Annotated in this window: 28 protein-coding genes and 3 tRNA genes; 11 read left to right on the top strand and 20 right to left on the bottom strand. The window is 60.0% G+C overall.

Going from position 1 to position 23,279, the window contains the following annotated elements:
- Window positions 1–21 precede the first annotated feature (21 nt).
- Window positions 22–765 (top strand): TerC family protein, encoded by a 744-nt coding sequence (locus tag ACQ6S1_RS01030; RefSeq protein ID WP_445039317.1) that lies wholly within the window; start codon window positions 22–24, stop codon window positions 763–765.
- 41 nt (window positions 766–806) lie between these two features.
- Here the strand turns inward: ACQ6S1_RS01030 and ACQ6S1_RS01025 are convergent, their stop codons facing one another.
- From ACQ6S1_RS01025 to ACQ6S1_RS01000, 6 genes are all read right to left on the bottom strand, one after another.
- Window positions 807–1,577 (bottom strand): tetratricopeptide repeat protein, encoded by a 771-nt coding sequence (locus tag ACQ6S1_RS01025; RefSeq protein WP_445039316.1) that lies wholly within the window; start codon window positions 1,575–1,577, stop codon window positions 807–809.
- A 139-nt stretch (window positions 1,578–1,716) separates the two neighbouring features.
- Entirely contained in the window at window positions 1,717–3,441 is a 1,725-nt protein-coding gene (ilvD, locus tag ACQ6S1_RS01020; RefSeq protein WP_445039315.1) for a dihydroxy-acid dehydratase, read from the bottom strand.
- A gap of 305 nt (window positions 3,442–3,746) precedes the next feature.
- Window positions 3,747–6,509: a valine--tRNA ligase gene (locus ACQ6S1_RS01015; protein WP_445039314.1), complete on the bottom strand. Its 2,763-nt coding sequence runs from the start codon at window positions 6,507–6,509 to the stop codon at window positions 3,747–3,749.
- A gap of 189 nt (window positions 6,510–6,698) precedes the next feature.
- On the bottom strand, window positions 6,699–7,301 hold the full coding sequence (locus tag ACQ6S1_RS01010) for a DUF2497 domain-containing protein (RefSeq protein WP_445039313.1): 603 nt from the start codon (window positions 7,299–7,301) through the stop codon (window positions 6,699–6,701).
- 108 nt (window positions 7,302–7,409) lie between these two features.
- A complete protein-coding gene (locus ACQ6S1_RS01005; RefSeq protein ID WP_445039312.1) occupies window positions 7,410–8,846 on the bottom strand; it encodes a TolC family outer membrane protein in 1,437 nt (478 codons plus the stop codon).
- A gap of 144 nt (window positions 8,847–8,990) precedes the next feature.
- Entirely contained in the window at window positions 8,991–9,662 is a 672-nt protein-coding gene (locus tag ACQ6S1_RS01000) for a protein-L-isoaspartate O-methyltransferase family protein (RefSeq protein ID WP_445039311.1), read from the bottom strand.
- Between the two features lie 160 nt (window positions 9,663–9,822).
- Between ACQ6S1_RS01000 and ACQ6S1_RS00995 the strand changes: the two genes are divergently transcribed.
- Window positions 9,823–9,896: transfer RNA gene (locus ACQ6S1_RS00995), tRNA-Cys, on the top strand.
- 185 nt (window positions 9,897–10,081) lie between these two features.
- Window positions 10,082–10,513 (top strand): hypothetical protein, encoded by a 432-nt coding sequence (locus ACQ6S1_RS00990; RefSeq protein WP_445039310.1) that lies wholly within the window; start codon window positions 10,082–10,084, stop codon window positions 10,511–10,513.
- On the opposite strand, the gene ACQ6S1_RS00985 is transcribed toward ACQ6S1_RS00990, so the two are convergent.
- The 4 genes from ACQ6S1_RS00985 to ACQ6S1_RS00970 all read right to left on the bottom strand — a co-directional run bounded on the left by ACQ6S1_RS00985 (window position 10,510) and on the right by ACQ6S1_RS00970 (window position 14,222).
- Window positions 10,510–11,016 carry a DUF4411 family protein gene (locus ACQ6S1_RS00985; protein WP_508162242.1) on the bottom strand — a complete coding sequence of 169 codons (507 nt, stop codon included), beginning with the start codon at window positions 11,014–11,016 and terminating at the stop codon, window positions 10,510–10,512. The genes ACQ6S1_RS00990 and ACQ6S1_RS00985 overlap by 4 nt on opposite strands.
- A complete protein-coding gene (locus ACQ6S1_RS00980; protein ID WP_445039308.1) occupies window positions 11,013–12,206 on the bottom strand; it encodes an ImmA/IrrE family metallo-endopeptidase in 1,194 nt (397 codons plus the stop codon). Before ACQ6S1_RS00980 ends, ACQ6S1_RS00985 begins: the two co-directional genes overlap by 4 nt.
- A gap of 336 nt (window positions 12,207–12,542) precedes the next feature.
- Window positions 12,543–13,778, bottom strand: a complete 1,236-nt coding sequence (locus tag ACQ6S1_RS00975; protein ID WP_445039307.1) for a phage major capsid protein — start codon at window positions 13,776–13,778, stop codon at window positions 12,543–12,545.
- A 171-nt stretch (window positions 13,779–13,949) separates the two neighbouring features.
- Window positions 13,950–14,222 (bottom strand): hypothetical protein, encoded by a 273-nt coding sequence (locus ACQ6S1_RS00970; RefSeq protein ID WP_445039306.1) that lies wholly within the window; start codon window positions 14,220–14,222, stop codon window positions 13,950–13,952.
- 168 nt (window positions 14,223–14,390) lie between these two features.
- On the opposite strand from ACQ6S1_RS00970, the gene ACQ6S1_RS00965 reads away from it, so the two are divergent.
- From ACQ6S1_RS00965 to ACQ6S1_RS00955, 3 genes are read left to right on the top strand one after another with little or no spacing between them, the layout of a single operon-like run.
- The gene (locus ACQ6S1_RS00965; RefSeq protein WP_445039305.1) at window positions 14,391–14,627 is read left to right on the top strand and encodes a hypothetical protein; all 237 of its coding nucleotides are present in this window, start codon (window positions 14,391–14,393) and stop codon (window positions 14,625–14,627) included.
- 57 nt (window positions 14,628–14,684) lie between these two features.
- Window positions 14,685–14,942, top strand: a complete 258-nt coding sequence (locus ACQ6S1_RS00960; RefSeq protein ID WP_445039304.1) for a BrnT family toxin — start codon at window positions 14,685–14,687, stop codon at window positions 14,940–14,942.
- A complete protein-coding gene (locus ACQ6S1_RS00955; protein ID WP_445039303.1) occupies window positions 14,929–15,213 on the top strand; it encodes a BrnA antitoxin family protein in 285 nt (94 codons plus the stop codon). Before ACQ6S1_RS00960 ends, ACQ6S1_RS00955 begins: the two co-directional genes overlap by 14 nt.
- Window positions 15,214–15,286: 73 nt before the next feature.
- On the opposite strand, the gene ACQ6S1_RS00950 is transcribed toward ACQ6S1_RS00955, so the two are convergent.
- The 7 genes from ACQ6S1_RS00950 to ACQ6S1_RS00920 all read right to left on the bottom strand — a co-directional run bounded on the left by ACQ6S1_RS00950 (window position 15,287) and on the right by ACQ6S1_RS00920 (window position 18,148).
- Window positions 15,287–15,589, bottom strand: coding sequence for a DUF6074 family protein (locus ACQ6S1_RS00950; RefSeq protein WP_445039302.1), 303 nt, complete (start codon window positions 15,587–15,589; stop codon window positions 15,287–15,289).
- 33 nt (window positions 15,590–15,622) lie between these two features.
- The gene (locus ACQ6S1_RS00945) at window positions 15,623–16,294 is read right to left on the bottom strand and encodes a hypothetical protein (protein ID WP_445039301.1); all 672 of its coding nucleotides are present in this window, start codon (window positions 16,292–16,294) and stop codon (window positions 15,623–15,625) included.
- A 67-nt stretch (window positions 16,295–16,361) separates the two neighbouring features.
- A complete protein-coding gene (locus tag ACQ6S1_RS00940) occupies window positions 16,362–16,616 on the bottom strand; it encodes a hypothetical protein (protein WP_445039300.1) in 255 nt (84 codons plus the stop codon).
- Window positions 16,613–17,056: a hypothetical protein gene (locus ACQ6S1_RS00935; RefSeq protein ID WP_445039299.1), complete on the bottom strand. Its 444-nt coding sequence runs from the start codon at window positions 17,054–17,056 to the stop codon at window positions 16,613–16,615. Before ACQ6S1_RS00935 ends, ACQ6S1_RS00940 begins: the two co-directional genes overlap by 4 nt.
- A gap of 5 nt (window positions 17,057–17,061) precedes the next feature.
- The gene (locus ACQ6S1_RS00930) at window positions 17,062–17,424 is read right to left on the bottom strand and encodes a hypothetical protein (RefSeq protein WP_445039298.1); all 363 of its coding nucleotides are present in this window, start codon (window positions 17,422–17,424) and stop codon (window positions 17,062–17,064) included.
- Complete coding sequence (locus ACQ6S1_RS00925) at window positions 17,421–17,972, bottom strand: KilA-N domain-containing protein (RefSeq protein ID WP_445039297.1); 552 nt, start codon at window positions 17,970–17,972, stop codon at window positions 17,421–17,423. Before ACQ6S1_RS00925 ends, ACQ6S1_RS00930 begins: the two co-directional genes overlap by 4 nt.
- Entirely contained in the window at window positions 17,969–18,148 is a 180-nt protein-coding gene (locus ACQ6S1_RS00920; protein ID WP_445039296.1) for a DNA-binding protein, read from the bottom strand. The genes ACQ6S1_RS00925 and ACQ6S1_RS00920 overlap by 4 nt, the downstream gene beginning before the upstream one ends.
- 103 nt (window positions 18,149–18,251) lie before the next feature.
- Between ACQ6S1_RS00920 and ACQ6S1_RS00915 the strand changes: the two genes are divergently transcribed.
- From ACQ6S1_RS00915 to ACQ6S1_RS00905, 3 genes are all read left to right on the top strand, one after another.
- A complete protein-coding gene (locus ACQ6S1_RS00915) occupies window positions 18,252–18,857 on the top strand; it encodes an Arc family DNA-binding protein (RefSeq protein ID WP_445039295.1) in 606 nt (201 codons plus the stop codon).
- The gene (locus ACQ6S1_RS00910; protein ID WP_445039294.1) at window positions 18,858–20,030 is read left to right on the top strand and encodes a tyrosine-type recombinase/integrase; all 1,173 of its coding nucleotides are present in this window, start codon (window positions 18,858–18,860) and stop codon (window positions 20,028–20,030) included. It begins immediately after the preceding gene.
- A 30-nt stretch (window positions 20,031–20,060) separates the two neighbouring features.
- Window positions 20,061–20,134 (top strand) — tRNA-Cys (locus ACQ6S1_RS00905).
- A gap of 170 nt (window positions 20,135–20,304) precedes the next feature.
- Here the strand turns inward: ACQ6S1_RS00905 and ACQ6S1_RS00900 are convergent.
- Window positions 20,305–20,380 (bottom strand) — tRNA-Asn (locus tag ACQ6S1_RS00900).
- A 369-nt stretch (window positions 20,381–20,749) separates the two neighbouring features.
- On the opposite strand from ACQ6S1_RS00900, the gene ACQ6S1_RS00895 reads away from it, so the two are divergent.
- Complete coding sequence (locus ACQ6S1_RS00895; protein ID WP_445039293.1) at window positions 20,750–20,911, top strand: hypothetical protein; 162 nt, start codon at window positions 20,750–20,752, stop codon at window positions 20,909–20,911.
- 7 nt (window positions 20,912–20,918) lie between these two features.
- Here the strand turns inward: ACQ6S1_RS00895 and ACQ6S1_RS00890 are convergent, their stop codons facing one another.
- A complete protein-coding gene (locus ACQ6S1_RS00890; RefSeq protein WP_445039292.1) occupies window positions 20,919–21,977 on the bottom strand; it encodes a COX15/CtaA family protein in 1,059 nt (352 codons plus the stop codon).
- Between the two features lie 87 nt (window positions 21,978–22,064).
- On the opposite strand from ACQ6S1_RS00890, the gene ACQ6S1_RS00885 reads away from it, so the two are divergent.
- The gene (locus tag ACQ6S1_RS00885) at window positions 22,065–22,271 is read left to right on the top strand and encodes a DUF2842 domain-containing protein (RefSeq protein ID WP_445039291.1); all 207 of its coding nucleotides are present in this window, start codon (window positions 22,065–22,067) and stop codon (window positions 22,269–22,271) included.
- On the opposite strand, the gene ACQ6S1_RS00880 is transcribed toward ACQ6S1_RS00885, so the two are convergent.
- Window positions 22,268–23,272: a polysaccharide deacetylase family protein gene (locus ACQ6S1_RS00880; RefSeq protein ID WP_445039290.1), complete on the bottom strand. Its 1,005-nt coding sequence runs from the start codon at window positions 23,270–23,272 to the stop codon at window positions 22,268–22,270. The genes ACQ6S1_RS00885 and ACQ6S1_RS00880 overlap by 4 nt on opposite strands.
- Window positions 23,273–23,279 lie beyond the last annotated feature (7 nt).

The raw sequence follows: 23,279 nt of genomic DNA, 5'->3' as shown, positions 1-23,279 counted from the left end.
GGTTCTTCATGGAGAGAGACGATGGATTACCTGGCCAGTCTGGCCGCCGACCCGACCGCGTGGCTCGCGCTGGTCACCCTGATTGCGATGGAGCTTGTGCTCGGCATCGACAATCTGATCTTTATTTCCATCCTCACAAATAAATTGCCTGTCGAGCAAAGACAGAAGGCACGCCGCCTGGGCATCGGCATGGCGGTCATCATGCGGCTTGGCCTGCTCGCCACTATCGCTTTCATCGTGGGCTTGACTGCACCGGTTTTCACCATTTTCGGCCACGGCTTTTCGTGGCGCGACATGATCCTGATCGCCGGCGGCCTGTTTCTGGTGTGGAAGGCCACCAAGGAGATCCACCACCACGTTGATCCCAACAGGACGGAAGCGACGCCGACGGGTTCGCCAGCCGTTGGCCTCGGCATGACGGCGGCGATTGGTCAGATCCTGATCTTGGACCTCGTGTTTTCCATCGACAGCATCATCACGGCTGTTGGCATGACCGAGCACATTCCGATCATGATCGTGGCTGTTCTGGTGACTGTCACAGCGATGCTGCTGGCCGCAGATCCTCTGGCGAACTTCATCGGCCGCAATCCAACAGTTGTGATGCTGGCATTAGGCTTTTTGCTGCTGATCGGAACGACATTGATTGCGGAAGGCTTCGGCGCGCACGTTCCGAAGGGGTACATCTATACAGCAATGGCGTTTTCAGCAGGTGTCGAACTGCTGAACATATTCGCCCGGCGCAAGACGGGACCCGCATCACACTAGGCACGGAAATCGTTTTGGGCGGATTTCGGTCCGCCCAAAGCTTAATTGGATCGCGCCTTCAGCCATCCGTCGAGGAAACTCGTGGCGCTTCGGCGCTCTTCCTCGGAAGCCTCCTGCAGGGCCTTTTCGTGCAGATCGATCATCCACCGAGCATCGGACGAGCCGGATTGCTCTGCCGATTGCCGCGCCAGCATCATCAGCATCAATCCTCGCGCCGGCTGGCGTTTGACCACTTCACCCTTGAACATCATGTGGCCCAGCAGCGCGCGAGATGGCCCATGGTTTTTCTGAGCCGCCAAATTGAGCCAGCGCACGGCCTGAGCCGCATCACGCTTTACACCATTTCCATCGAGATAAATCCGCGCGAGATTATACTGCGCGTTGGGATCGCCGTAGTTCGAGGCAGCGTCCGTGAAAAGGCGGATCGCGACCTGCGGACTTGGCTTGATGGCCGTGCCCGGGATGCCTTCAAGATAGTATGATCCCAACCATACCAAGGCATTAGAAACATAGGGCGCATTCCCACGATCTTCGAAGCTTTCGTCACCATCGCCGACGCTGGCGCGGTGCACCAGCTCGCGAAAATAGTCGAAAGCCTTCATGTCGTCGTGACTTACACCATCACCTTCGGCGTACATGCGACCTAGCATCCAGGTCGCACCAGCATGCCCCTGCCCGGCTGCGAACTGAAGCGCGGTGAGCGCACGCTCCTTGTCTCCAGACCGATAAGCGTTTCGCGCAAAATCGAACGCTTCCAGCGGGCTATTCGGCAACGTGCCGTTTACGTCCGACGGATGGCCGCCATCGAACATGCCGGCTGTCGGATTACCCCCTATGCCGAGGCCCACAGAATCGTCGCTCAGCCCGGGAACCGACGCGCCTGTTTCACCATCGAAGGCACGTGCCGGCACCGTCCAAGACGCGCAGATCATAAGAGAGACGGCGAGCCAGTTAGATGTCCGCATAACAATGGGTCTCATACTTGCCGCCCGGGTGGGTCACGGCACCATTGCGTGCTGACCCGACACCTTGCGCAAATTTCCAGATGGCGCCCGAACGGATTTTCTCCGCCGGCGGCGTCCACTCCGAACGCCGCGCCTCGAGTTCCTCGTCGCTGAGACGAACGTTGAGCGTTCCCACCACAGCGTCGATCTCGATGATATCTCCGTCGCGCAGCAACGCGATCGGGCCGCCGACCGCAGCTTCCGGCCCGACATGGCCAATGCAGAACCCGCGGGTCGCACCGGAAAAACGGCCATCCGTGATGAGGGCCACCTTGTCACCCATGCCCTGACCATAGAGAGCTGCCGTGGTCTGCAACATCTCGCGCATTCCCGGTCCGCCCTTCGGACCCTCGTAGCGAATGACCAAGACGTCGCCTTCCTGATAGGTACGATTGGACACTGCTTCAAAGCAAGCTTCCTCACTCTCGAAGCAGCGAGCCGGGCCCGTAAATGTGAGGTTGCTGAGGCCAGCAACTTTCACAATCGCCCCGTCGGAGGCAAGATTGCCGGACAGACCAACGACGCCACCCGTCGGAGTGATCGGATCGTTTGCCGGCCGTACGACATCTTGATGCGGGTTCCACTTCACCGAAGCGAGATTCTCGGCAATTGTCCGTCCCGTCACGGTCAGGCAATCGCCGTGTAGAAAGCCGTGCTCGAGCAACGTTTTCATCAGCAGCGGGATTCCACCCACTTCGAAAAGATCTTTCGCGACATAGCGCCCGCCCGGCTTCAAGTCGGCGATATAAGGGGTGCGCTTGAAGATCTCGGCGACGTCGAAGAGGTCAAAGTCGATGCCGACTTCATGCGCGATGGCCGGCAAGTGAAGGCCTGCATTTGTGGAGCCGCCGGAAGCTGCCACCACCGTTGCTGCATTTTCCAGCGCCTTACGAGTGACGATGTCGCGCGGACGAATGTTTCTGGCGATGAGTTCCATGATCTGCTCGCCCGCAGCCATGCAGAATTTGTCGCGGATTTCGTAGGGAGCCGGAGCGCCTGCCGAATACGGCAAAGCAAGTCCAATCGCTTCAGAGACCGTTGCCATCGTATTGGCGGTAAACTGCGCGCCACAAGCGCCGGCTGAGGGGCAAGCAACCTGCTCCAACTCGTCCAGATCTTCGGTCGACATGGCACCGACCGAATGCTTGCCGACCGCCTCGAACAGATCCTGGACAGTCACAGGCTGGCCACGGAACGAGCCCGGAAGAATTGAGCCGCCATAGATGAAGATCGACGGCACGTTCAGGCGCACCATTGCCATCATCATGCCAGGCAGAGACTTGTCACAACCTGCCAGTCCCACCAGCGCATCATAAGAGTGACCACGGATGGTCAGTTCCACAGAGTCGGCAATCACTTCGCGCGATGCGAGCGAGGACTTCATACCTTCATGACCCATCGCGATGCCGTCGGTCACGGTGATAGTGCAGAATTCACGTGGGGTGCCGCTCGCAGCAGAAACGCCTTTTTTTACGGCCTGCGCCTGACGCATAAGCGAGATGTTGCAGGGAGCCGCCTCGTTCCAGCAGCTTGCGACACCGACGAGGGGCTGGTGAATCTGCTCCTTGGTGAGGCCCATCGCGTAGAGATACGAGCGATGCGGGGCACGGGAGGCGCCTTCCGTTACATGGCGGCTGGGAAGGTTCGACTTCTGAAAAACCTTGGAGTCCATAATCGTCCTTGGCCTGCTCGTTCTAGCGCACCAGCACTGCGGATTTGCCCGCCAGATCCCTGCTCGCTCACGTTGTGAACCAGCCCTCTTTGATGTTCTGAATTGGAGCTTTGTCTATGGCGCAATTGGGGCGATTTGACTCAGTTGACGCCACGCCGCTGCAATCCGGCGACACCGTTGCCCAGCTACAACACTCGTCTGATCCTGAAGATGTCTGTTATCTGGTTGAGGGTACATGGCCAGATAACGAAAAGCCTCCGACGCTGGTGCGACGGAGGCTGATGTACCGGGCGATAAAGACGAAATTAGGCGGATGCGCCGCTTAATTGCTCAAGCGCTTCTGCAATCCTGCTGCGCCGAACTTGCGCTTCCTCGCGCCGTTCCCGCTGCTCCTCGATAACTTCTTCTTTGGCACGCGAGAGAAAATCGGCATTGCCAAGCTTGCGGTCGATCTTTTCGATTTCGCCGTCGAGCTTGGCGAGTTCCTTGCTCAATCGCGCACGCTCCGCGCCAAGGTCGATCACATCAGCGATCGGCAGCGCAATCGTGCTTCCACCCGCGAGAATCTGGACGGACCCCTGCGGTGCGCCATCGGCAGAGCCAACGGACGACAATCTTGCCAGCCGCCGCAAGGCGTCGCCGTAATGTTCGGCCCAAACCTTCATGTCGTCCGAGGGCGCGATCAGAAGCAAAGGAATCTGGCTGCTGCCAGGAACGTTCATCTCGGTCCTCACCGATCTAACGCTCGAAATCACATCGATCAGCCAGCCGATTTCAGTGGCGGCGTTCGAGACGTCCGCCGCAACAGGCTGCGGCCATGGGGCCAAAGCCAGGACGTTCGCCCTGCCCTCACTTGGCGCCGTCAGACGCCACAATTCTTCGGTGATGAACGGCATGAACGGATGCAGCAGCTTGATCGCCTGGTCTAGCACCCACGAAACGGTGGCTCTGGTTTCCAAACGCTCCGCGCTGTCGATTTCCGCCTGCAGCACCGGCTTGGCCAGTTCGAGATACCAGTCGCAGAAAACGCTCCAGACAAACCGGTACACTGCGCTCGCGGCATCGTTGAACCGGAACGCCTCAATGGCGTCGCCGGTCTCTCTGATCGCGGTGTTGGTTTCCGAAACGATCCAGCGATTGAGCGTCGACTTGACCGTCGAGGGATCGAAGTCCGGGTCCACGGCGCATTCATTCATCTCGGCAAAGCGAGTGGCGTTCCACAGCTTGGTCGCGAAATTCCGATAGCCCTCAATACGTTGGCGGGCGAGCTTGATGTCCCGTCCCTGCGCAGCCATGGCTGCCAAGGTAAAGCGCACCGCATCCGCTCCAAACTCATCCATGAGGTCCAGCGGATCGATGACATTGCCCTTGGACTTGGACATCTTCGCACCGCGCTCATCACGCACGAGCGCGTGCATGTAGATATCGCGGAACGGCACCTCTCCCATGAAGTGCAGCCCCATCATCATCATCCGGGCCACCCAGAAGAAGATGATGTCGAACCCGGTCACCAGAACCGTGGTTGGGTAATAGCGCTTTAGTTCCGAGGTTTCGTCGGGCCAGCCAAGGGTAGAGAACGGCCAAAGGGCCGATGAGAACCAGGTGTCGAGCACGTCTTCATCGCGGCGCAGATAGAGATGCTGCTCCTTGCCCTCGATGATGTTCTTCGCGACCTCGTCGCTGAAGGTGCCATTGGCAACGTAATGGGCAAGCGCCTTGGCCAGGGCCTCGTCTTCCGTTTCCTCGACGAACACCGTGCCATCCGGCCCATACCAGGCCGGAATCTGATGGCCCCACCAGAGCTGGCGCGAGATGCACCAGGGCTGGATGTTGTTCAGCCACTCGAAATAGGTCTTTTCCCAGTTCTTCGGGATGAACGCCGTGCGGCCATCCTGCACCGCGGCAAGCGCCGGCTTCGCGAGAGTTGCCGCGTCGACATACCATTGATCGGTGAGATAGGGTTCGATCACCACGTTCGAACGGTCGCCATGGGGAACCATGTGGACGTTGGGCTCGATCCGTTCGACCAATTCGCGCTCTTCCAGCAGAGCCAGAATGGCCTTGCGCGCTGCGAAACGCTCGACACCATGGAGCCCCAACACCTCAGGAAGTGGATCGGCCGCAGCAAGGAAATCGTCATTGCCCGACAGCGCGAGCCGTGCTTCCGGGTCAAAGATGTTGATCAGCGGCAGGTCGTGCCGGCGACCGACTTCAAAATCGTTGAAATCATGGGCGGGCGTGATCTTGACCGCACCTGACCCCTTCTCGGGATCGGAATAGTCATCAGCCACGATCGGGATGCGTCGTCCCACCAGAGGCAGGATAACGTTCTTGCCAACGAGGTGCTTGTAGCGCTCGTCGTCGGGATGAACCGCAACCGCGCTGTCGCCGAGCATGGTCTCAGGCCGGGTCGTCGCCACCACGATCACCTCGTCGCTTCCCTCGATCGGGTAGCGCAGGTGCCAGAGATTGCCTTTGACCTCGACTTGCTGGACCTCGATATCCGAGATCGCCGTCAGGAATTTCGGGTCCCAATTAACGAGCCGCTTGTCCTTATAGATCAGGCCTTGCCGATAGAGCTCGACGAAGACTTTCCGGACGGCGCACGACAGGCCTTCGTCCATCGTAAAGCGTTCACGGGAAAAATCGCATGAGGCGCCAAGCCGCCTCAGCTGGCGCATGATGGTGCCGCCGGATTCTTCTTTCCAGGCCCAGACCCGATTCAAGAACTCCTGACGGCCGAGTTCCCGCCGCGAAGGCTCCTGCCGCTCCGCAAGCTGGCGCTCCACCACCATCTGGGTTGCGATGCCGGCATGGTCCGTACCCGGCTGCCACAGCACGTCCTTCCCCCGCATGCGCTCGAACCGGCAAAGCACGTCCTGAAGCGTGTTGTTCAGCGCGTGCCCCATGTGGAGCGATCCCGTCACGTTGGGTGGCGGGATGACGAGCGAATAAGTCTCCGCTTGCTGGCGCTCGGGCCGGCCGGCTTTGAAAGCTTCCGCACTTTCCCAAGCGGCAAGAATGCGGGGCTCGATGGCGGACGGCTGATAAGTTTTTTCGATAGCCATAATTTGCGGACGTCAGCACCGTGGGATGAGGAAGGATGGCCCGTTAGAGCCGCACCCGACGATGCGTGTCAACGCATAGCAGCCTACGCGTGGAGCACCCAATCGGGCTCGAAGCAGAAAATCCTTCAAGGGCACCCGGATTGGCAGTCTGACGAAGCCTTTACTTGATCGTCCGCGCGGCCGGTTGGATCAGCGACGGCCTCCGCGCGACACTCGCTCAATCTCGGCTTTTACCACGCGCTCCACAAGGCTCGGCAAATTATCATCGAGCCAGTCTTTCAGCATAGGCCGCAGCATATCCTGGACAAGATCCTCAATGGTGCGAGGAGCCGCTCCATGCTTCTGCATCGTGTTTGTCAAAGATCCGAAAGCTGATGCAACCGCGTTGCTGGTTTCGGGGGCGATCAGGCTACCCATCGCGGCCGACGACAACAAAGTGGCGCTTGCTGCCTGCTCCTCATACTGAGGCACCATAGCAGGCTTTGAAGGTATTTCGGGGGCCTGGGCCGCGCTTGGCTGAGCTTGACGAGGTTCTGAGCCGGTAACCGAGGCGCTGGAAACGTGATGAGCCACTGGACGGCCAAGATCCAGAATATCTTCCAAATCCCCGTGCTCGAAATTCTCGGAAGTTTCGGCCTCCATTTCGGCTGCCGGATTCTCATTTTGCTGCGGATGAGGCACAGCCCGAAGCGCCGGCCGAGGTTGAACGGCCTCATCATCCGCGATGATGCGACGAATGGAGGCCAGAATTTCCTCCATCGTGGGTTCCTGAGCTTTCGCCGTGCTGTTCATCCGACCGCCTTGACCAACGCTACTAAGAATCAGACGATTCTCTTGCCAGGCAGTATCGCCCGCCCCCTTTGCGAGACAAGGTTCAACGATATTTATCCAATGCGTCGGTCAGCGCCCATCAGGCGTGCGGAGTCCAAACCAGCGATCGCGCACTTGGTCATAATGGACCTTCGCATCATAAGTTGGCACCTTGAGTGCGAGTTGCTTCACGTTGAGCCGTCCGACGGCTTGAAGCAGCGCATAGGACGCGACAACACGATCTCTCTGCGCCGTGATCAAGCTTACACGCGCGTCGAGCTGTTCCTGCTGGAAGTTAAGGACGTCGAGCGTGGTGCGCTGCCCGACCCGGTATTCCTCACGCACGCCGTTCAATGCGATCTGGGAAGCCTCGACCTGGGCCTGCGCCGCCACGATCTGAGCCTTTGCGCCCTCCAGGGCGCCCCACGCCGACACTACGGCTGCGCGAACCTGATCACGTATCACATCTGCTTCCAGACGACGCTGACCGAGGATTTCCTTGGCTTCTCGAACGCGGGAATATTCCTGCCCGCCCTGATAGATCGGTACGGACAGCACGCCCAGGACACTGCCGTTCACCGTGCGATTGGTCCCGGAAGGCGATGTCAGGCTTTCAGGATCGTAATTGTTATCGTCGACCTGGGCGCTGACATTGCCCTGAATGGAGAAGCTCGGCGCGAGCTCGCCCTGGATTACGCGAACCTGCATCTGCGCAGCGTCATATGCATGCAAAGCCGCAAGGCTAGCCGGATGCTCCGAGTGCCCCACGTCGATGGCCTGGGCGAGTGTGCGCGGCAACAAGCGATCGATGGGACGACCCGGCGACAATCTGGTGGGATCAGATCCGATGACCTGCCGATAAATGGCCCTGCTGGCTTTCAGGTTCGCTTCGGCAACGCTGAGTTCTGATCGCGAGCCTGCAACACGTGATTCGGCGAGTGCGGTGTCGGTCCGCGTGACCTCGCCCACATCAAAGCGCTCGCGCGTGGCGCGAAGCTCTTCATTCAATAGATCCACATTGTTTCGGCGCAGATCAAAAATCGCGAAATCGCGCAGGACATTCATATACGCCTCGACGGCGTCGAACAGAACGTTCTGCTCAGCGTTCAACAGCGTCTCTCGCGCGGCCAGCACGCCGCTCTCGGCCTGTCGAACGGAATTGCGGGTGCGAAATCCATTGAAAATCGGCTGCTCGACAGTGACGCCGGCGCTGGCGGTTTTCGTCCCGACCTCAGTCGTACCGCGTCCGGGAGAACGGCTGCGTGATGCGGAATAGCCAAAATCACCCGAGCCTGCGACCTGGGGACGGTATCCCGACAGCGCCTGCGGAACACTTTCGTCCGTCGCGCGGGTTGCGGCCCTTTGCGCGTTCAGCGTTGGATTAGCAACATAGGCTTGGGATAAGGCTTCGGTCAGTGTCTCGGCAGAAGCACCGGAAACGAGAAGCGCTGCCAATGCCGTTTGAGCCAGCATAAGACGCACGAGCCGGGCCGTGCCCCAAACCTTCGGGTTCGTCGTCGGCATCATGTCAGCTTAACTCCACAGGGCTCAACGCGGCCTGATCATTTCTAATCAGCCGACGCCAATTTAACCTCACACCGGCTCCGGCAAAACCCGACTGACGGCTCAGATCGCCGGAATAGCCAGTCACTGGCACAAATATATCACACGCTAAAATACGAAAGCCGGCCCCCTGCTAAAGCCGGGAAGGGTCTGTGCCGCAGCGCTGAAAAGAGGAAAGCTGCTGAGCTGATCACTGCCTGAACGACGAAAAATCGTGCCCTCTCCACTGCGTCCGGTTCCGACGACCGTAATAAGTCGCCCGTCGTCCTTAAGCTGCGGAATGAACGAATCCGGGAGCACTTCAACAGAACCCTCAATCAGAATGACGTCATAAGGACCTGCTGCCGGATGACCGTCGGCCAATTGCCCGCTTACTGTCGCAACATTTTCCACACCGAAAGACGACAAACGCTTCGAGGCAAGCTGCGCCAGAGGCTCCTCATCAAGGGCGACAACGGAATTTGCCAGACTGGCGATCAACGCTGCGCTGTAACCGTTGCCGGCTCCCACGATCAGAACGAAGTCTTGAGGCTGTATATCGGCGGCTCTCAGAAGCTTACCCAACACCATGGGCGTCAGCATCTTTCGGTTACTATCTGCTTGTTCGGGACCACCGACAGGAATTTCATGCTCGGAATACGCCAATGTACGCCAAGAGTCCGGAACAAAATGCTCGCGCGGCACCGAACTCATCGCCGCAACGATTCGACCATCCGTCACGTCATTGGTGCGAATTTGCCCTTCGATCATGAACCGGCGGGCTTGCGAAAAATCGAACATAGACGGCCAGAGCCCCTCTTACGTATTCCCAGCAGATAGCGGCCAAGCAGGGGCAAACGCAAGCGCTGGATAGCCCCAGCGGTCGGCCGATCTGCTGTTGAACTTTGGGCGGCGGCGGGTTATGGCCTTGCTCCCGCCAAACGATACGACGTTTGACAGAGGCCACGTGGCGGAGTGGTTACGCAGAGGACTGCAAATCCTTGCACCCCGGTTCGATTCCGGGCGTGGCCTCCATCATTTTATATTGATATTTCAGGTACTTACTGCAGATCAGGGGACGGATGCTCCTCGCAGCATGTCGCATTCTTGTTGCAAGCTGATTCCTTGCATTTTCAAGGGTTTCCGCTGGCCCTCCTCTGCTCCATGCGACATGGAATGCAACATGTCGCCGGCGAGTCGGCGCAGAGAGAGTAGCGCCGATGTGGGACTTCATCAGCAGCAACTGGCTGGGCTTCTGGGGCGCCGCAGTCTCGACCTTCTTGGCAGTCCTGCGGATCTGGGAATTCTTTTTTAGGGACCGCATTCGACTTGCAACCACCTACTCGTTCGACAGCCGGCCAGAGGTAGGCGAAGAGGTCACGATCGCGAATCTTTCTGCGGATGCAGTGCAAATCGCCTACTGGACGATCGGCTGGGAGCCGCGCTGGTGGCGCCCAGCGATCAAACCGGTCGATTGTACACCTTACGAGGGTGGCTACGCTTTTCGTATCGGTGGACGAGATTCGCACACCATGCGGTTCGCGGCGCCCGACAATCTGCGCTGGAACAAGCCAGGCTGCAGGCTCATCCTGAAATTGCACCTATTCGGCCGGCGACGTGCTCGACGGGTGATAATCAAGAAGGCGGACTAGAACGACAGCTTCTCTCTTCGCAGAAAGTCGTTGAAGCCAAGATGCTCCACCCCTTCAACTGCGCAAATATTCGGAATCCGGCGCTTCTTCGTTCCTGGATCTTCGGGGACGTGGCGCTCCATGCTCACGACGGGCAGCGCCAATGTTTTGGCCAGCGCGATGATGGTCAGATCGTTGAGGCAGATCGTCTTAGACGATCCACCCGTAAACTCTGAGATAAATCCAGCATGATCTACCTGCATTTGTTGCGTGTGGCCAATGTAGGTCTCCCAGTCCCACTCCGGCTCGCCCAGCTCGAGGACAATTTCCGCTTTACTTACGAGTAGGGAGCCACCCACCGCTCCGGGAATGTGGCACATCTCCTCGTAAATCTCTGTCGTTGCGGCTATCTTCCCGCCCTCCACCAAGTTGCAGAATCCTGCCCACATAGTCTTGTGAATGTCCTCTGGCATCGTCTCCAGAGGGTTCGAGATCCCTGAGGTGTCGAAGCAGTACCTTTTCATGGCACCCCGAAATTGTCGCGGATGTCATAGAGGTGCTGGAGATTCTTTATCCCCATGTACTCGGCGGCATTGTGGTTCGTTATCCGCCCACTAGACCACGCTTCGATCACGAGACCAGTGTAGAGATCTCCCATCGTGTTTTTGTAACGTGTGCCGTAATAGGGTGCCCGGCCAAATGCTTTATAGGATCGCTCATCTTCATCGAATTGTGGCTTCTTCACCAGCCAGTAATAGCGACGATCCACGTAGCCTAGATGAACCATCCGTATAAGCATCGCGTGAGGGCTGACGCGCAGGGAAGACGCCAGCTCACTCACAAGCTCGTCCGGGATGCTGAGTGGCATGCGCTCGGGCGGGGGCCCAAGACGAGAGGCGACTATCTCCCGTGGCATCAGAAAGGACGCAGCAAACTGATCGCACCAAGCTTCCGAATGAGTGCTGCCCGTTTCGTTTGCGTGTGAGAGGGGTGCAATTATCCCGCTCTGCCTCAATATAACGTGACCCAGCTCGTGGATCAGCGTGAAGGCCTGCGCGCTTGGCGCCTCATTGCCGAAAACAATCGTGGGGAGCGGGAAATCTATCAAGCAGATCCCCCGCACGCCCAGGTCGCCTATCGCGGTACTCTTAAGTGTCAGGATCCCGATCTGCTCCAGTCGGTGCCGCAGAATGTTGGGCAGCTGGATTCGCTCCTTGGCTCGCAGCGCGAGCTGAGCCTCAATCGTGAAGTTCATCGCCTTCCGAGCCGCGGAAGCCGCCTCTTCGACCGCTGTCTTAACGGTTGCAAATAGATGCTCGGGAAAAGCTGGGGGCTCATCTGCGAGCTCCTGAAGAAGATCCAGAGCATTTGCTCGCTGCGCTTCCGCCCAACCCTGGACATCCCTTAGACGGCGATTCTCGGGATCTACTTCAGCGCCGCGGTGGCTTCTAAAGTCGGGGACGATGTGCGGCTCTTGGATCTGCGGTGGTTCGCGCAGGAAGAACTCGATGAAGGAACGATCATAGATTTCGGCAAGGGCGCGCGCTTGCCGGACGGTCGGAACTTCTCTCGCCTCTTCCCAGGCAGCAATCCGCTCGGGCTTCTGATTGAGTCGATGAGCGACCTCCTCAATCGATTTGCCGCGCCTCTCCCGCGCCCAGCGAAAAATCACTGGATTGTAGGTCGGCCGATCTCGTTTTGCTGTCGCTGCCATCCGGTGCCAAAGCTACCTTGCGGCCCCAAAGCCAGAAAGAGCATTCTTTGCACGTGACGCTCTAACGTCAGGTTTATCTCTGATCCTAGGCCATTCAGTGGCCATTCCGATTGGCCGCGCAATACTGGCTGCGACCGTCTTGAGAAGAACTAAGCCTCCACCGCCAGACGATGGAGCGGGTGGTTGGGGAGCGCCGGACGCACTCCCCAACTTGGTCTCGCCACCTTGACCCTTCTTCTCAGACTGCCCGCTTGGGCTTGGCCTGGGGCACCAGGGAGGTGACTTTGCGTTATCGGCCGGACCGTATCGGCCTCATAGGAAGGTGCCCTGAAGAACTCAGGCCGCGGCGATCCTCAGCAGCCGAACTGCCTTTGGATCGCGCACACCGCCGCCGACCCGCTTCCTTGCATAGAAATTCACGAACGGCTTGTTCGTGTACGGATCGCGCAAAATGCTGGTGCCGAGTCGATCGTTGATGACATAGCCCCGGCTGAAGTCGCCGAAGGCGATGGGCAGCGCGCCTGCGACGACGCTCGGCATGTTCTCGTCGATCTCGACAGGATAGCCGAGCAGCGTGGCCGGCTGGCCTGCCACAAGCGTCTCACGCCAGAGATAATCGCCATCGCCACTCTTGAACTTCATCACGGTTGCGGCCGTCATGGAGTTCACGAGCCACCGGGCGTTCTGACGGTACGGCGCCGGCAGCCCATAGACGAAATCCACGAGAGTGTCGGCGTCGCCGAGGCTGTCCGCCTTGCCGCTGGGCACCACCGCAAGAGCGCCGCCGGGATGGATCGGGTTTGCCGTATCCGTATAGGTCAGCAACCCCTGTGGCTTGTTCACGCCGTTGCCCACCAAGAAGGCGAGCGATTCCTGCTTGGTGAACTCTCCGCCGATCTCGTCCGCGATCCAGTTCTCGAGGTTGAAGTCCGCGTCATCGAGCAGAAGCTGCGTGACGGCAGGGTTGGCGTAGACCTCGCCATGGGCGAACTCGATGGAGCTGAGATTGGGGCTGGTAGTTTCGGGGCGCGCCGCCGTCTCGCCAATCCAGCCGGAGCCCCAACCGCCATTGTTCCAGACAGTGGTGTAGCCTCGCGTGGAGGTGGTCTGAACATCGGCGATCCGTCGCATCGGGCTGAGGGATTCCAGCGCCTTCAGCACCATGCGATCCCATTCCATGGGCGCAAGATATCCGCCGGCCGATGCCGGGTTCGTCATCATCGATGCCTGGATAGCCGCACGCTCGCCCTTGGCGTTCGCCAGCTTGACCGCATGCTCATCCATGCCGTCACGCATCCACGACGCATAGATGCGATTGTATTCGGGATCGATCGCAGCCATCGAGGCAATGCTCGTGCTGGCACCGCCGCCAACTTTGAGGGCAGCAACGTCGGCCATCAACTTATCGACAGCCGCTTGCGTCTTGGTGGCGTCGTTCTCATGGCGCTCTTTGAACTCGCTCCAAGCGGCGTTCAGCTTGGCGAGTATGTAAGCGGGCGAATTCTCGGCATTGGCGTGCACAGCGAGGATGGCGCGGGACACGGGACGGGCCGAGCAAGAAAGGTTGCTCATGGTCACACCTGAATTGGAATTGAACGGATCTGTGGCGTCGTCGGGCGCGCTTGCGGCGCGGCCTAGCTTCGCTCTCGACCTGATCGACTCGCTGCTACGGCTCGCCTCGATCAGTCTTCCGGGTTTCGGCAGAGTCCGTCATGCCGAAGCAGAGAGCAGCGTCCTGCATGCTCAGTGCGACCGTTGAGGATTCGGGTTATGTTCTCGCGCGCCGTCAAGTCGTTCTGCGCGAATGCTCGCGGCGATATCCTCCAGAAGCTCCGCGACGTTCGCCGGATCTCCCAGCGTCAACATCATGCCGACACCCTGGTTCAGGTGCGCAAGCGCAAGCTCCGCATGTGGCAGATTGCGGTCGAACCACACTTTAGAAGAACGCTGGACGTAGCGAGCGGCAAAGTCCTGCATGGGCTCTCCATCGGGACGCTCGAAACTGTTCTCGCTCATGGTGAAATGCTTCCTTCGTGCAGATCATCCCCAAAGGGGATGGGGTGAACTTTTTAGTTTGGCGCAGCTTCCAGTGCGAACGCAGGACCCCGACTGGTCGGAGCCCCAGGCGGCCTAGACTTTCGACCGCCCCCCGGTAGGCTCGTCGGACCACCTACGGAGCCCTCCATGCCCATCAGCAGTGACGCACTGAACGTTCTTCGATCCATGGACTGGCGCAGTCGCGAAAGCTTCTTCCGAGCCGACGCCGTGCAGAACTCGCTGAACATGCTCGGGGTATCGGTTGACGCTGTCGCGGGCTTCCGCGAGTTGGCCAGCATGGGCTTGGTCACGGATGAGGGCGGCGGATTGTTCCAGATCACCGCCGCTGGTCGTGCGGAGTGTCGAAGTCTCTGGGGCCGATAGAATATTTGTATCTACAATGTGCTTGACCGCATCGCATTCCGTAGATACAAATAACTCATGATCATCGTTTGGGACGAACCGAAGCGCCTCGCCAATCTCGACAAGCACGGGATTGATCTCGCGGACGCCTATGATTTCGAGTGGGCTTCGGCCCTCATCGTCCCTGCCCACACCGGCCGCATGAAGGCGATCGGCACGCTGCGCGACGGCACGGTTGTCGTGGTGTTCGCGCTCCTCGGCACAGAAGCCGTCTCGGTGATCAGCATGCGTGCTGCCAGCCAGAACGAACGGAGGATGTTCCATGACCAAGCATAAGGGCTTCACCCAGGCCGACATGGACGCCGTGAGCGACAATCCGGAAATCACGCCAGAGGAATTCGCCCAGGCCAAGCCGGCCCGCGACGTGCTGCCGGCCGCGTTCCTCGATGCGGTGGCCAAGCGCCGGCGTGGCCCGCAGAAGGTGCGGCCGACCAAGCAGCTCCTGTCCCTGCGCCTCGACCCCGATGTGATCGAGCGGTGGAAGGCGAGCGGCCCCGGCTGGCAATCGCGGATCAACGAGGCGCTGCGCCAGGCCGCTCCGAAGTAGCCGACCGCTTTGCTTCGCGGCGGAGCGATGGCCGGCAGGGTTTTGCGGAAAGGTCGCGAAACTCGCAGGGGGATCATGCTGCGCCCCCTGCCCCGTAGCCGAGGTGCGACAGCCGGATCATCTCGCCTTCGACGGCCAGCCAGAAGATGCCGAGTTGTTCGTCCTGCTGCGGCTCCGACAGGCCGAGATGGTCGAGGTGCTTCAGGACGCTGTCAGTGACCTGCCTACGATAATGGGCGGCGGCTCGATCCGTCGGCTTGTCCAGCATCTTGCAGGCCACGTCACGGATACGGCCGACACGCTTCTCCATCGGGAACAGGATCACCCGAACGGGCGGTTGCCAAGCGAACAGCGGAAGGTCGCGATCACCTGCCACGGCTGGCCTCGCTCTCGCTGTTGGTATGGTAGATTAAGGATGTCTTAGTTTTTGAGACGAGACCGGCCCTGTTTCTGGTTTGTTCGTCTTCATTTTTGAGACAGGCCGTCTCAATTCTGAGACAGGACGGGCCTTCTTCGTCTTAAATTCTGAGACGGTCCTGTCTTCATTTTTGAGACGGGTTTTTGTTTCTCCGTTGAAGCCAAGCGGGTTGTTTGCGCTGGCTGAAGGGACTGGAAAGTCGTTGCCGGGCGTCCATTCTCGGTAGAGCTTCCGGCCTTCATGGGTCTCGTTTCCGGGCATAGCTAGCTCCGTAACCTCATAGGCGGGTGCTCGGGCTTCGCCTTCGACCCCGAGGCATGCGTGTTCGGTCTGAACGAGAAAGCCCTTGCGCTGAAGGTCACGGAAGCCCTCGGCCGCCGTGTTGTTGGCGATGCCCACGCGCTGGGCCGCTTGCCGCACGCTGAGCCGCAGCTTGCCGTTGTTGTTGGCCTGCGCCCCACGCCACTCAAACTTGACCCAAGGGTAGATCGCCTGTGCAGCCAGCGAGAGAGCCCGCCATGCCGGCTCTTCCATCGTCTTGCGGAGCATCTTCGTAAAGTGCTCGGGCGTCGCGGAGCGTCCGGTCTTATTAGGCCGGCGCGGCTTCATATAGCGGCCCTCCAGGGATCCGGCGGCTCCGGCGCAGACTTCCGCATAAGCCATTCGACGGCGACTACCTGCCAGAGGATCACGGCCAGCAGCGCACGTGCTGCGAGGATGCCGGCGTGCTTCACGCCTCATCCTCCGCTGACCAGATGCCGAAGCGAACGGCAGCCGGCTTGAACGGTAGGCTCTCTGCCGCGGCAAGCGAGCGGATCACCGCGTCAGCTTCGTCCAGAGACCATAGCGTCGTGCTGCGATTGTCCCAGGTCTGATCGGCATAGACCTCAACGACACGGAAGCGGTCGCCGCTCTTTCGATCTGCGGCTTCGAATCGGGCGATAATCAGGTGGTGTTCGCGAGGAAAGGCGATGATGTTAGTCATGGCCTTTCCTCGAATGCTGCGCGACGCTCCGCTTGTTTCGCCTCCTCGTGCGCGAGTGCTGCGGCGCCCGATATGGAGCAGATCCGCGCGATGCTATCGCCGCAGTCGGCCTCGTAAGCCAGAACGGTCCAGAACCTATCTTCGACCTCGCGCAGATCTTGAGGCTTGGCCTCATCCGCCACATTGGCGATGGCCTGCACCAGTGTCAGTAGCCAGTCGAGGATCTCGTCCAGCCGGTTGCCGGCGTGATTGTTGCGGTCTGTCGCGCTGTTCGTGAACCGCGGCTGATTAATCAGGCCTGACCCGACATCAACCAGAGTGTTCACGGCTGACGCCAATACCCGCAGCTCGGCCATCGAAATCGAAGCAAGTCCTTCCATGTCGATGGTGAGGTCGAGTTTCCCCACCGGCGCCAGCGGATGCCGCTGGGTGTCCACCACGCCGCTCAAGAGGCCAAGTTGTAGTCTTCACCACAACCTCCCTCGTCTTCGATCTGCAGCTCGTCATCCACGTTTTCTTCGCCCGTACAGAGATCGCCTGCGGCTGTGAGAGCGTAATCCCCTGCCCCCGTCTCCCAGGCCGTCCAGCCGAGATCAGGCTCGCGGTCCTCGGAGGCCGCATCGGCTATGTCGAGGATGGTGACGAGCGCATGAATCGCGCTTTCCAGCCGAAGCCGGGACTGCTCGCGAAGAGCAACCCCCACAGCTTCCTTGATGTCCAGCGCCTCGATGCGGTCGAGGATGGCTTCTACGCTTTCGAGCACCAGTGGAACGGTGGGTGTCTGTGTGATATGCTCCGGCATGTTCATGCCTTTCTTTGACGGGATGGGTTGGAACCACGGCTCGGAAGCGTTGGCGCGCTTTCCGGGCCATTCTTTTGCTCAATCGCGAGTGCCGCGACGGGGCCGGTCAGGGTCTTCTCTATCTTCGTCACCTTGCCGGCGAGCATCCTGACGATGCCGTAGGTGCGGGTGATCGCTTCGAGCAGTTCTTCGGAAATGCCGGCAGACGGCACGGCGGTCTGCTGCTCCATGTGAGCGCGCACGACTTCATTGCAGCGGACCGCGAATGCCGGATCAAGATAGCGGGCATAGCTCATAGCGATCTGCCAGTGGGCATACGTGGACGGCGACTTGCCTCCCCGCGTCACGCTGAAAATCTCATTCTCCGATTTTTGGAGGATCAGATCCGCGACGTGCGCCACGAACTCTTTCGTTGAAGGCAGTTCACGCCACTTCGCCGGCTGCTTGCTCGGATCCGAACCGGCCGCTTTCCAGAGACCAGTCAGGCTCACCATCTCACCCTTCAGCGGTACACGGCTGCCGTCGAGCACGATCAGTTGGTTCGCGCCGCTCAAGCTGCTTCGCCCATGAAGAAGGCGATGAGCTTGCTACGCTCGGCCACCCAACGCCCGCCGACTTTGCGAGCGGGCAGCTGACCGTTGTTCAGCATATGAAACACCTGCCGATCCGTTCGGCCGATCAGCCTTGCGATGGCACTGACACCCCAAATCAATTCGATGTCGACTGTCATTCATCCTCTCCTGCCTTAAAGACGTAACTGGCTGTTAGCCATGCCTACTGATGGCTGATAGCCATCTCTTGCGTCAAGCAGAAAATCGTGGCTGTTAGCCATCATGTCCAAAAATGTCATTCAGCCCCAAGACAAGTACGTCCTCCGCCTGCCGGACGGCATGCGCGACCATCTGAAAGAGGCAGCCGCAGAGAACGGCCGTTCGATGAACGCTGAGATCATCGCTAGGCTAGAGGACTATGAAGACCTGAAGGAGCAAGCCTTCGAACTCGGCAAGATCCTGGGAGCAGGCAGAGCGCTCGCGTCACTCGGTGCTGACGAGAAGGCCGGGGTTCTTGCTATGCAGATGCAGGAGAACCTTGCCCTGCGGAAACACGTCAGAGACCTAGAATTCGATCTGAACAAAGCGAGAGCCGAGCGCGACAGCCTGCTTGAAGATCAAGAGAACCTGAGTATTCCTGACGACCATACTCTCTACGTGTTGCTGGATGCGGACGGCATGCCAATCTCATGGCAGGAGATATTCCACCACCTTGGTGAACTCAGGCGCGCGGGCGGCTTCAACATCGATAGGATCGAAGCAAGGATCTTCGACGCGAAGCATGTCGGCAACCGCGACCGCGAGGATGAGTTCTTCGAAATCTTCCAGCGCTACCGCAAACTGCGCAAGCAAAGGACGTCGACAAAGCCGGCGGCCGAGGACAACTGAGTGTCCGTCCGCAAGCGCACCTGGACCACACCGAAGGGCGAGACGAAAACCGCCTGGGCGGTCGATTACCGGGACATGGCTGGCACGCGCCGCTTGAAGACCTTCACCCGCAAGAAGGAAGCCGACGCCTTCGCTGCCACCGCCTCGGTCGAGGTCCGCGAGGGCGTGCATGTAGCCGACAGCGCCAGCATCACCGTCGAGAAGGCCGGCAAGCTATGGGTCTCATCCGGCGAAGCCGCGGGACTTGAACGCTCCACGATCAATCAGCGCAAGAGCCACCTCGAGCACCACATCGTGCCATTCATCGGCCAAGTGCTGCTATCCCGCCTCACTGTTCCCGCTGTCCGCGATTGCGAGGAACGGCTTCGGCAGGACGGCCGCTCGCCAGCCATGATCAAGAAGGTGATCACCTCTCTTGGCTCGATCTCCGCCGACGCCTGCGAGCGCGGCCTCGCCATGCGCAATCCGGTCCGTGACATCCGATCCAGCCGCAAAGGCCGCGAAAGACGCCTGGAGAGGCGCCAGAAGGGCCGCATTGAGGTCGGGGTGGATGTTCCCACCCGCGAGGAGATCAAGGCCTTTGTAGGCGTCCTGAGCGATCACTGGCGCCCCCTGCTCGTCACTGCCGTGTTTACCGGCATGCGCTCATCGGAGCTGCGCGGCCTTCGCTGGCAGGACGTCGATCTGAAGCGCGGAGAGATCCGCGTCAGTCAGCGCGCCGACCAGTACAGGGAGATCGGGCCGACCAAGACGGACGCCGGCAACCGGATCATCCCCGTTCCTCCGACCGTGACCAATGCGCTGAAGGAACTGCATCTGAGACAGGCGAATGATGCGCGGCTGGTGTTCGGAAACCCCGATGGCGCGCCACGCTCGCACACGAACATCGTCAACAAGGGGCTCATTCCAGCGATGATCGCGGCCGGCGTGACCACGACCGATGGCAAGCGCGTTGTCGCGAAGTACTCCGGGCTTCACGCGCTGCGCCACTTCTATGCCTCATGGTGCATCAACCGACGCGAGGACGGCGGGCTCGGGCTGCCGGCGAAAATGGTCCAAGAGCGGCTTGGCCACGCCTCGATCGTGATGACGATGGATGTCTACGGACACCTATTCCCGCGATCCGATGACGGCACGGAATTAGCACAAGCCGCGAACATCCTGCTCGGCTAGATGCAACATGGATACGACATGCGGGTAAAAAGCTGAGCGTTATCAACGCGCGGCGAAAGACTGCAAATCCTTGCACCCCGGTTCGATTCCGGGCGTGGCCTCCATCAATCCGCGGCGCTTTTTTAAATCGCCGACCAAAATCACACCCGTAAGCAAAGCCACGCAACACCGAAGCCTCGTGTGATCGATGACGTACGTCTGGAAGGATGGCGGGTGATCTTGGAAGACGTCTCGAAAACAAAAAAGGGGTGCCCGGAGGCACCCCTTATGAAACTGGCTCCCTGAGCAGGACTCGAACCTGCGACCATCCGATTAACAGTCGAACGCTCTACCAACTGAGCTATCAGGGAATGTGCGCGTTGCGGCGCTGATGGCGATGCATATAGCAGACTTCTCGCGCATGCCAAGGCGTGGTTGTCAGGAAATTGACCGGGACGGTGGAAAACGCAGATCGGTCTTTCGACGCATCACGGAGTTCGCGGGTCGACTTCGCTGGATGCGAGCTGCGTCGAAAGGCCGGGGGCCCGGTGCACGGGTGCAACACCCCCGACTGGTTTTGCATCGGCCTCGATATCGTGGCTGTTCAGCCACCCCGTTCTCCGTCAAAAGAGCCGCGTCGACGCTGGATCATCCGGCATCGTCACCTGGCGTTAAGACCAACCAACCATAGTACGAGCGGCCGAATTACCGCCGCTTCGGAGGAAGCAGACTTGGACCCTATGCCGCTCCATCTTTCGATTGCCTTCTTCGGCATCCAAGTCGCCGCGTGGGTTGGTCTCGGTATCTACCTCTACGCAACTCGCCAGCGCCGCTCCGAGGCGAAGTTCTCGCAGATGCTGACCGACGCCACGTCCAATCCCGACGGACTGGCCCAGGCCTGAACCTGTCTTACGCGGTTTGCGGACGGTGCCGGGATCTCCCCTCGGTCCGCAACGCGTTCTCTTCACGGAAGCGCTGAACGTTCATGACCGCGTGGGCCACCACACCCAGCGCGCCGAACTGATGCGCGAGCGCCAATCCGATCGGAACGACGTAGATCAACGTCAGGATACCGAGAGCCGCCTGTACAAGGACCGCGACGGCAAGAGCGCGCGTTGAGCGGACCGCCGACGTCCCCCATGCCTGGTAGACGTGAACGAGAGCCAGAACGAAGATCGCATAGGCGATCATGCGGTGGAGAAACTGGGCGGTCATCGGATTCTCGAAGACGTTGCGCCACAGAGGCTCCAGCGGTGTGAGGCTGGCGAAGGCGGGAACGACAGCGCCATCCATCAATGGCCACGTGGTGAAGCTCATGCCCGCGTCGAGACCTGCGACGATGCCGCCAACAAACACCTGCACGAACACGAGCAGGAGAATCGCCCACGACATTCGCTTGATGCCTGTCGTCACACCGAGAGGTCGCGGCTTCAGCGAGGAGGCGACGGCGAGGATCAGGGCGAAGATCACGAACGCCAGAGTGAGGTGGACGGCCAGGCGATAGGGCGCGACCGAGGTGCGGTAGGCCAGGCCGGAAGTGACCATCCACCAGCCGATGGCGCCTTGCAGACCACCGAGAAAGAGCAGCACAGCCAGTTTGGGCGCAAGAGTGCGGTCCAGCATCCCGCGCCACCAGAAGAAAAGCAGAGGTATCGCGAAGACGAGCCCGATGAGGCGCCCAAGAAGGCGGTGCGCCCATTCCCAGTAATAAATGTACTTGAACTCAGACAGGGCCATGCCCTGGTTGATTTCCTTGTACTGGGGGATCTGCTGATATTTGGAGAATTCTTCCTGCCAGGCACTCTCGCTCAGAGGTGGAAGGGTCCCCGTCACCACGCGCCATTCGGTGATGGAGAGCCCTGATTCCGTCAGACGCGTGCCGCCGCCGACCAGCACCATGGCGGCGACCATGGCGGCGACGACCCACAGCCATATGCGGATCGGGCGGTATTTATCGGCAGCGGACATGCTTGCAATCCTGAGAACTTCGCTGGAGACATACGCCCCGGCGTCACAGGGGGCAACGCGACCGGACGCCCCGATTTGGAGGGCGATTTGTCGATCCGTGTTCGGAAGTTCGTGGGGACCGTCCTGATGATCGTCCTGGTCATTGGGTGGGCGCTGCTGTTCATGGCGCTGGCGCAAGGCCGCATCGCCGAAGCCGGGCGCTTCTGGCACTTCGTGTATTACGTCGTGGCGGGGCTGGGCTGGACCATTCCGGCGGCTTTCCTGATCCGCTGGATGCAAAGGCCCGCAGCCTAGGCGACGTCGAGCTTCCGGAAGCGGTTTCGCAGGGCGAACGGCGCGCCCGAGAGGAACATCTCGACGTAGTCCTCCCTCTGATAATGGCCGTTCAGGGACACGCGGGGCAAAGCCGTGCAATGGCCGGAATGGGCCGGGAAAAGCGTGCCGAGACGGGTTGTCCAGGCGCTGGCGAGGCCCGATTCGGCGGCGATCCTGAACTCTCGGGGACCGGCTGAGGTCGGATCGCCGACCGGATAGGCAAAATGGCGGGGCACGATTCCCAGTTCCTGCTGGATGCGCTCCTGCCCGATTCGGATCTCTTCGCGCACCCCCGCCTCGTCGAGTTTTGCGAGGCGGTAATGTGTGCAGGTGTGACTGCCGATGGTGTGCCGATGATCGGCACTCAACTCGCGCAGTTCATCCCAGTTCATGCACAGGGAGGATGTGAGGCCATCCCATTTCGTGCCGGCATTTCGCTCCATCTCGTCGATGCAGCGCCGCATGGACATCTCGTCCATGTCGCGTAGCCGCCAATAGACCTGTTCCCAAGCGGCGTATTTTTCCGGCGTGTTCGACGCGCGGAACTCCTCGGGTCCCTTGCCGAAATCCGCCTTCACGACATCGGCAGCCGCAATCGCGCGCTCCAGGCGGAGCCACCATAGGTCGCCCGTGCCGTCGGCGAAGGAGGAGGTGATGAAATGGGTTGAGGGAGCATCATGCCGGCGCAGCACGGGGACAGCGTGATCGCGGACGTCGCGATAGCCGTCATCGAAGGTGAAGGCCGCGAAGCGACGACCGCCTTTTTCCAAACGGATCAGGGCTTCGTCCAGCGTGACGATATCGATGCGCTCCCGCCGCAACAGGAGAATCACCCTCTCAAGGAAATCCGGGCTGATCTCCAACAGGTAATTGGGCGCGAAATCATTAGGTTGCGAGGGGCGGACATGATGAAGGGTGAAGACGATCCCCTGCCCCCGGGTCCACCGCCCGAAGAGGCGATGGAGGCGCAACAGGTGCATGGCTTCG

This window comes from Terrihabitans aquatilis, from assembly GCF_052542005.1.
Note: the sequence above shows the minus strand (reverse complement) of the source record. Positions and strands in the feature narration are given on the sequence as shown.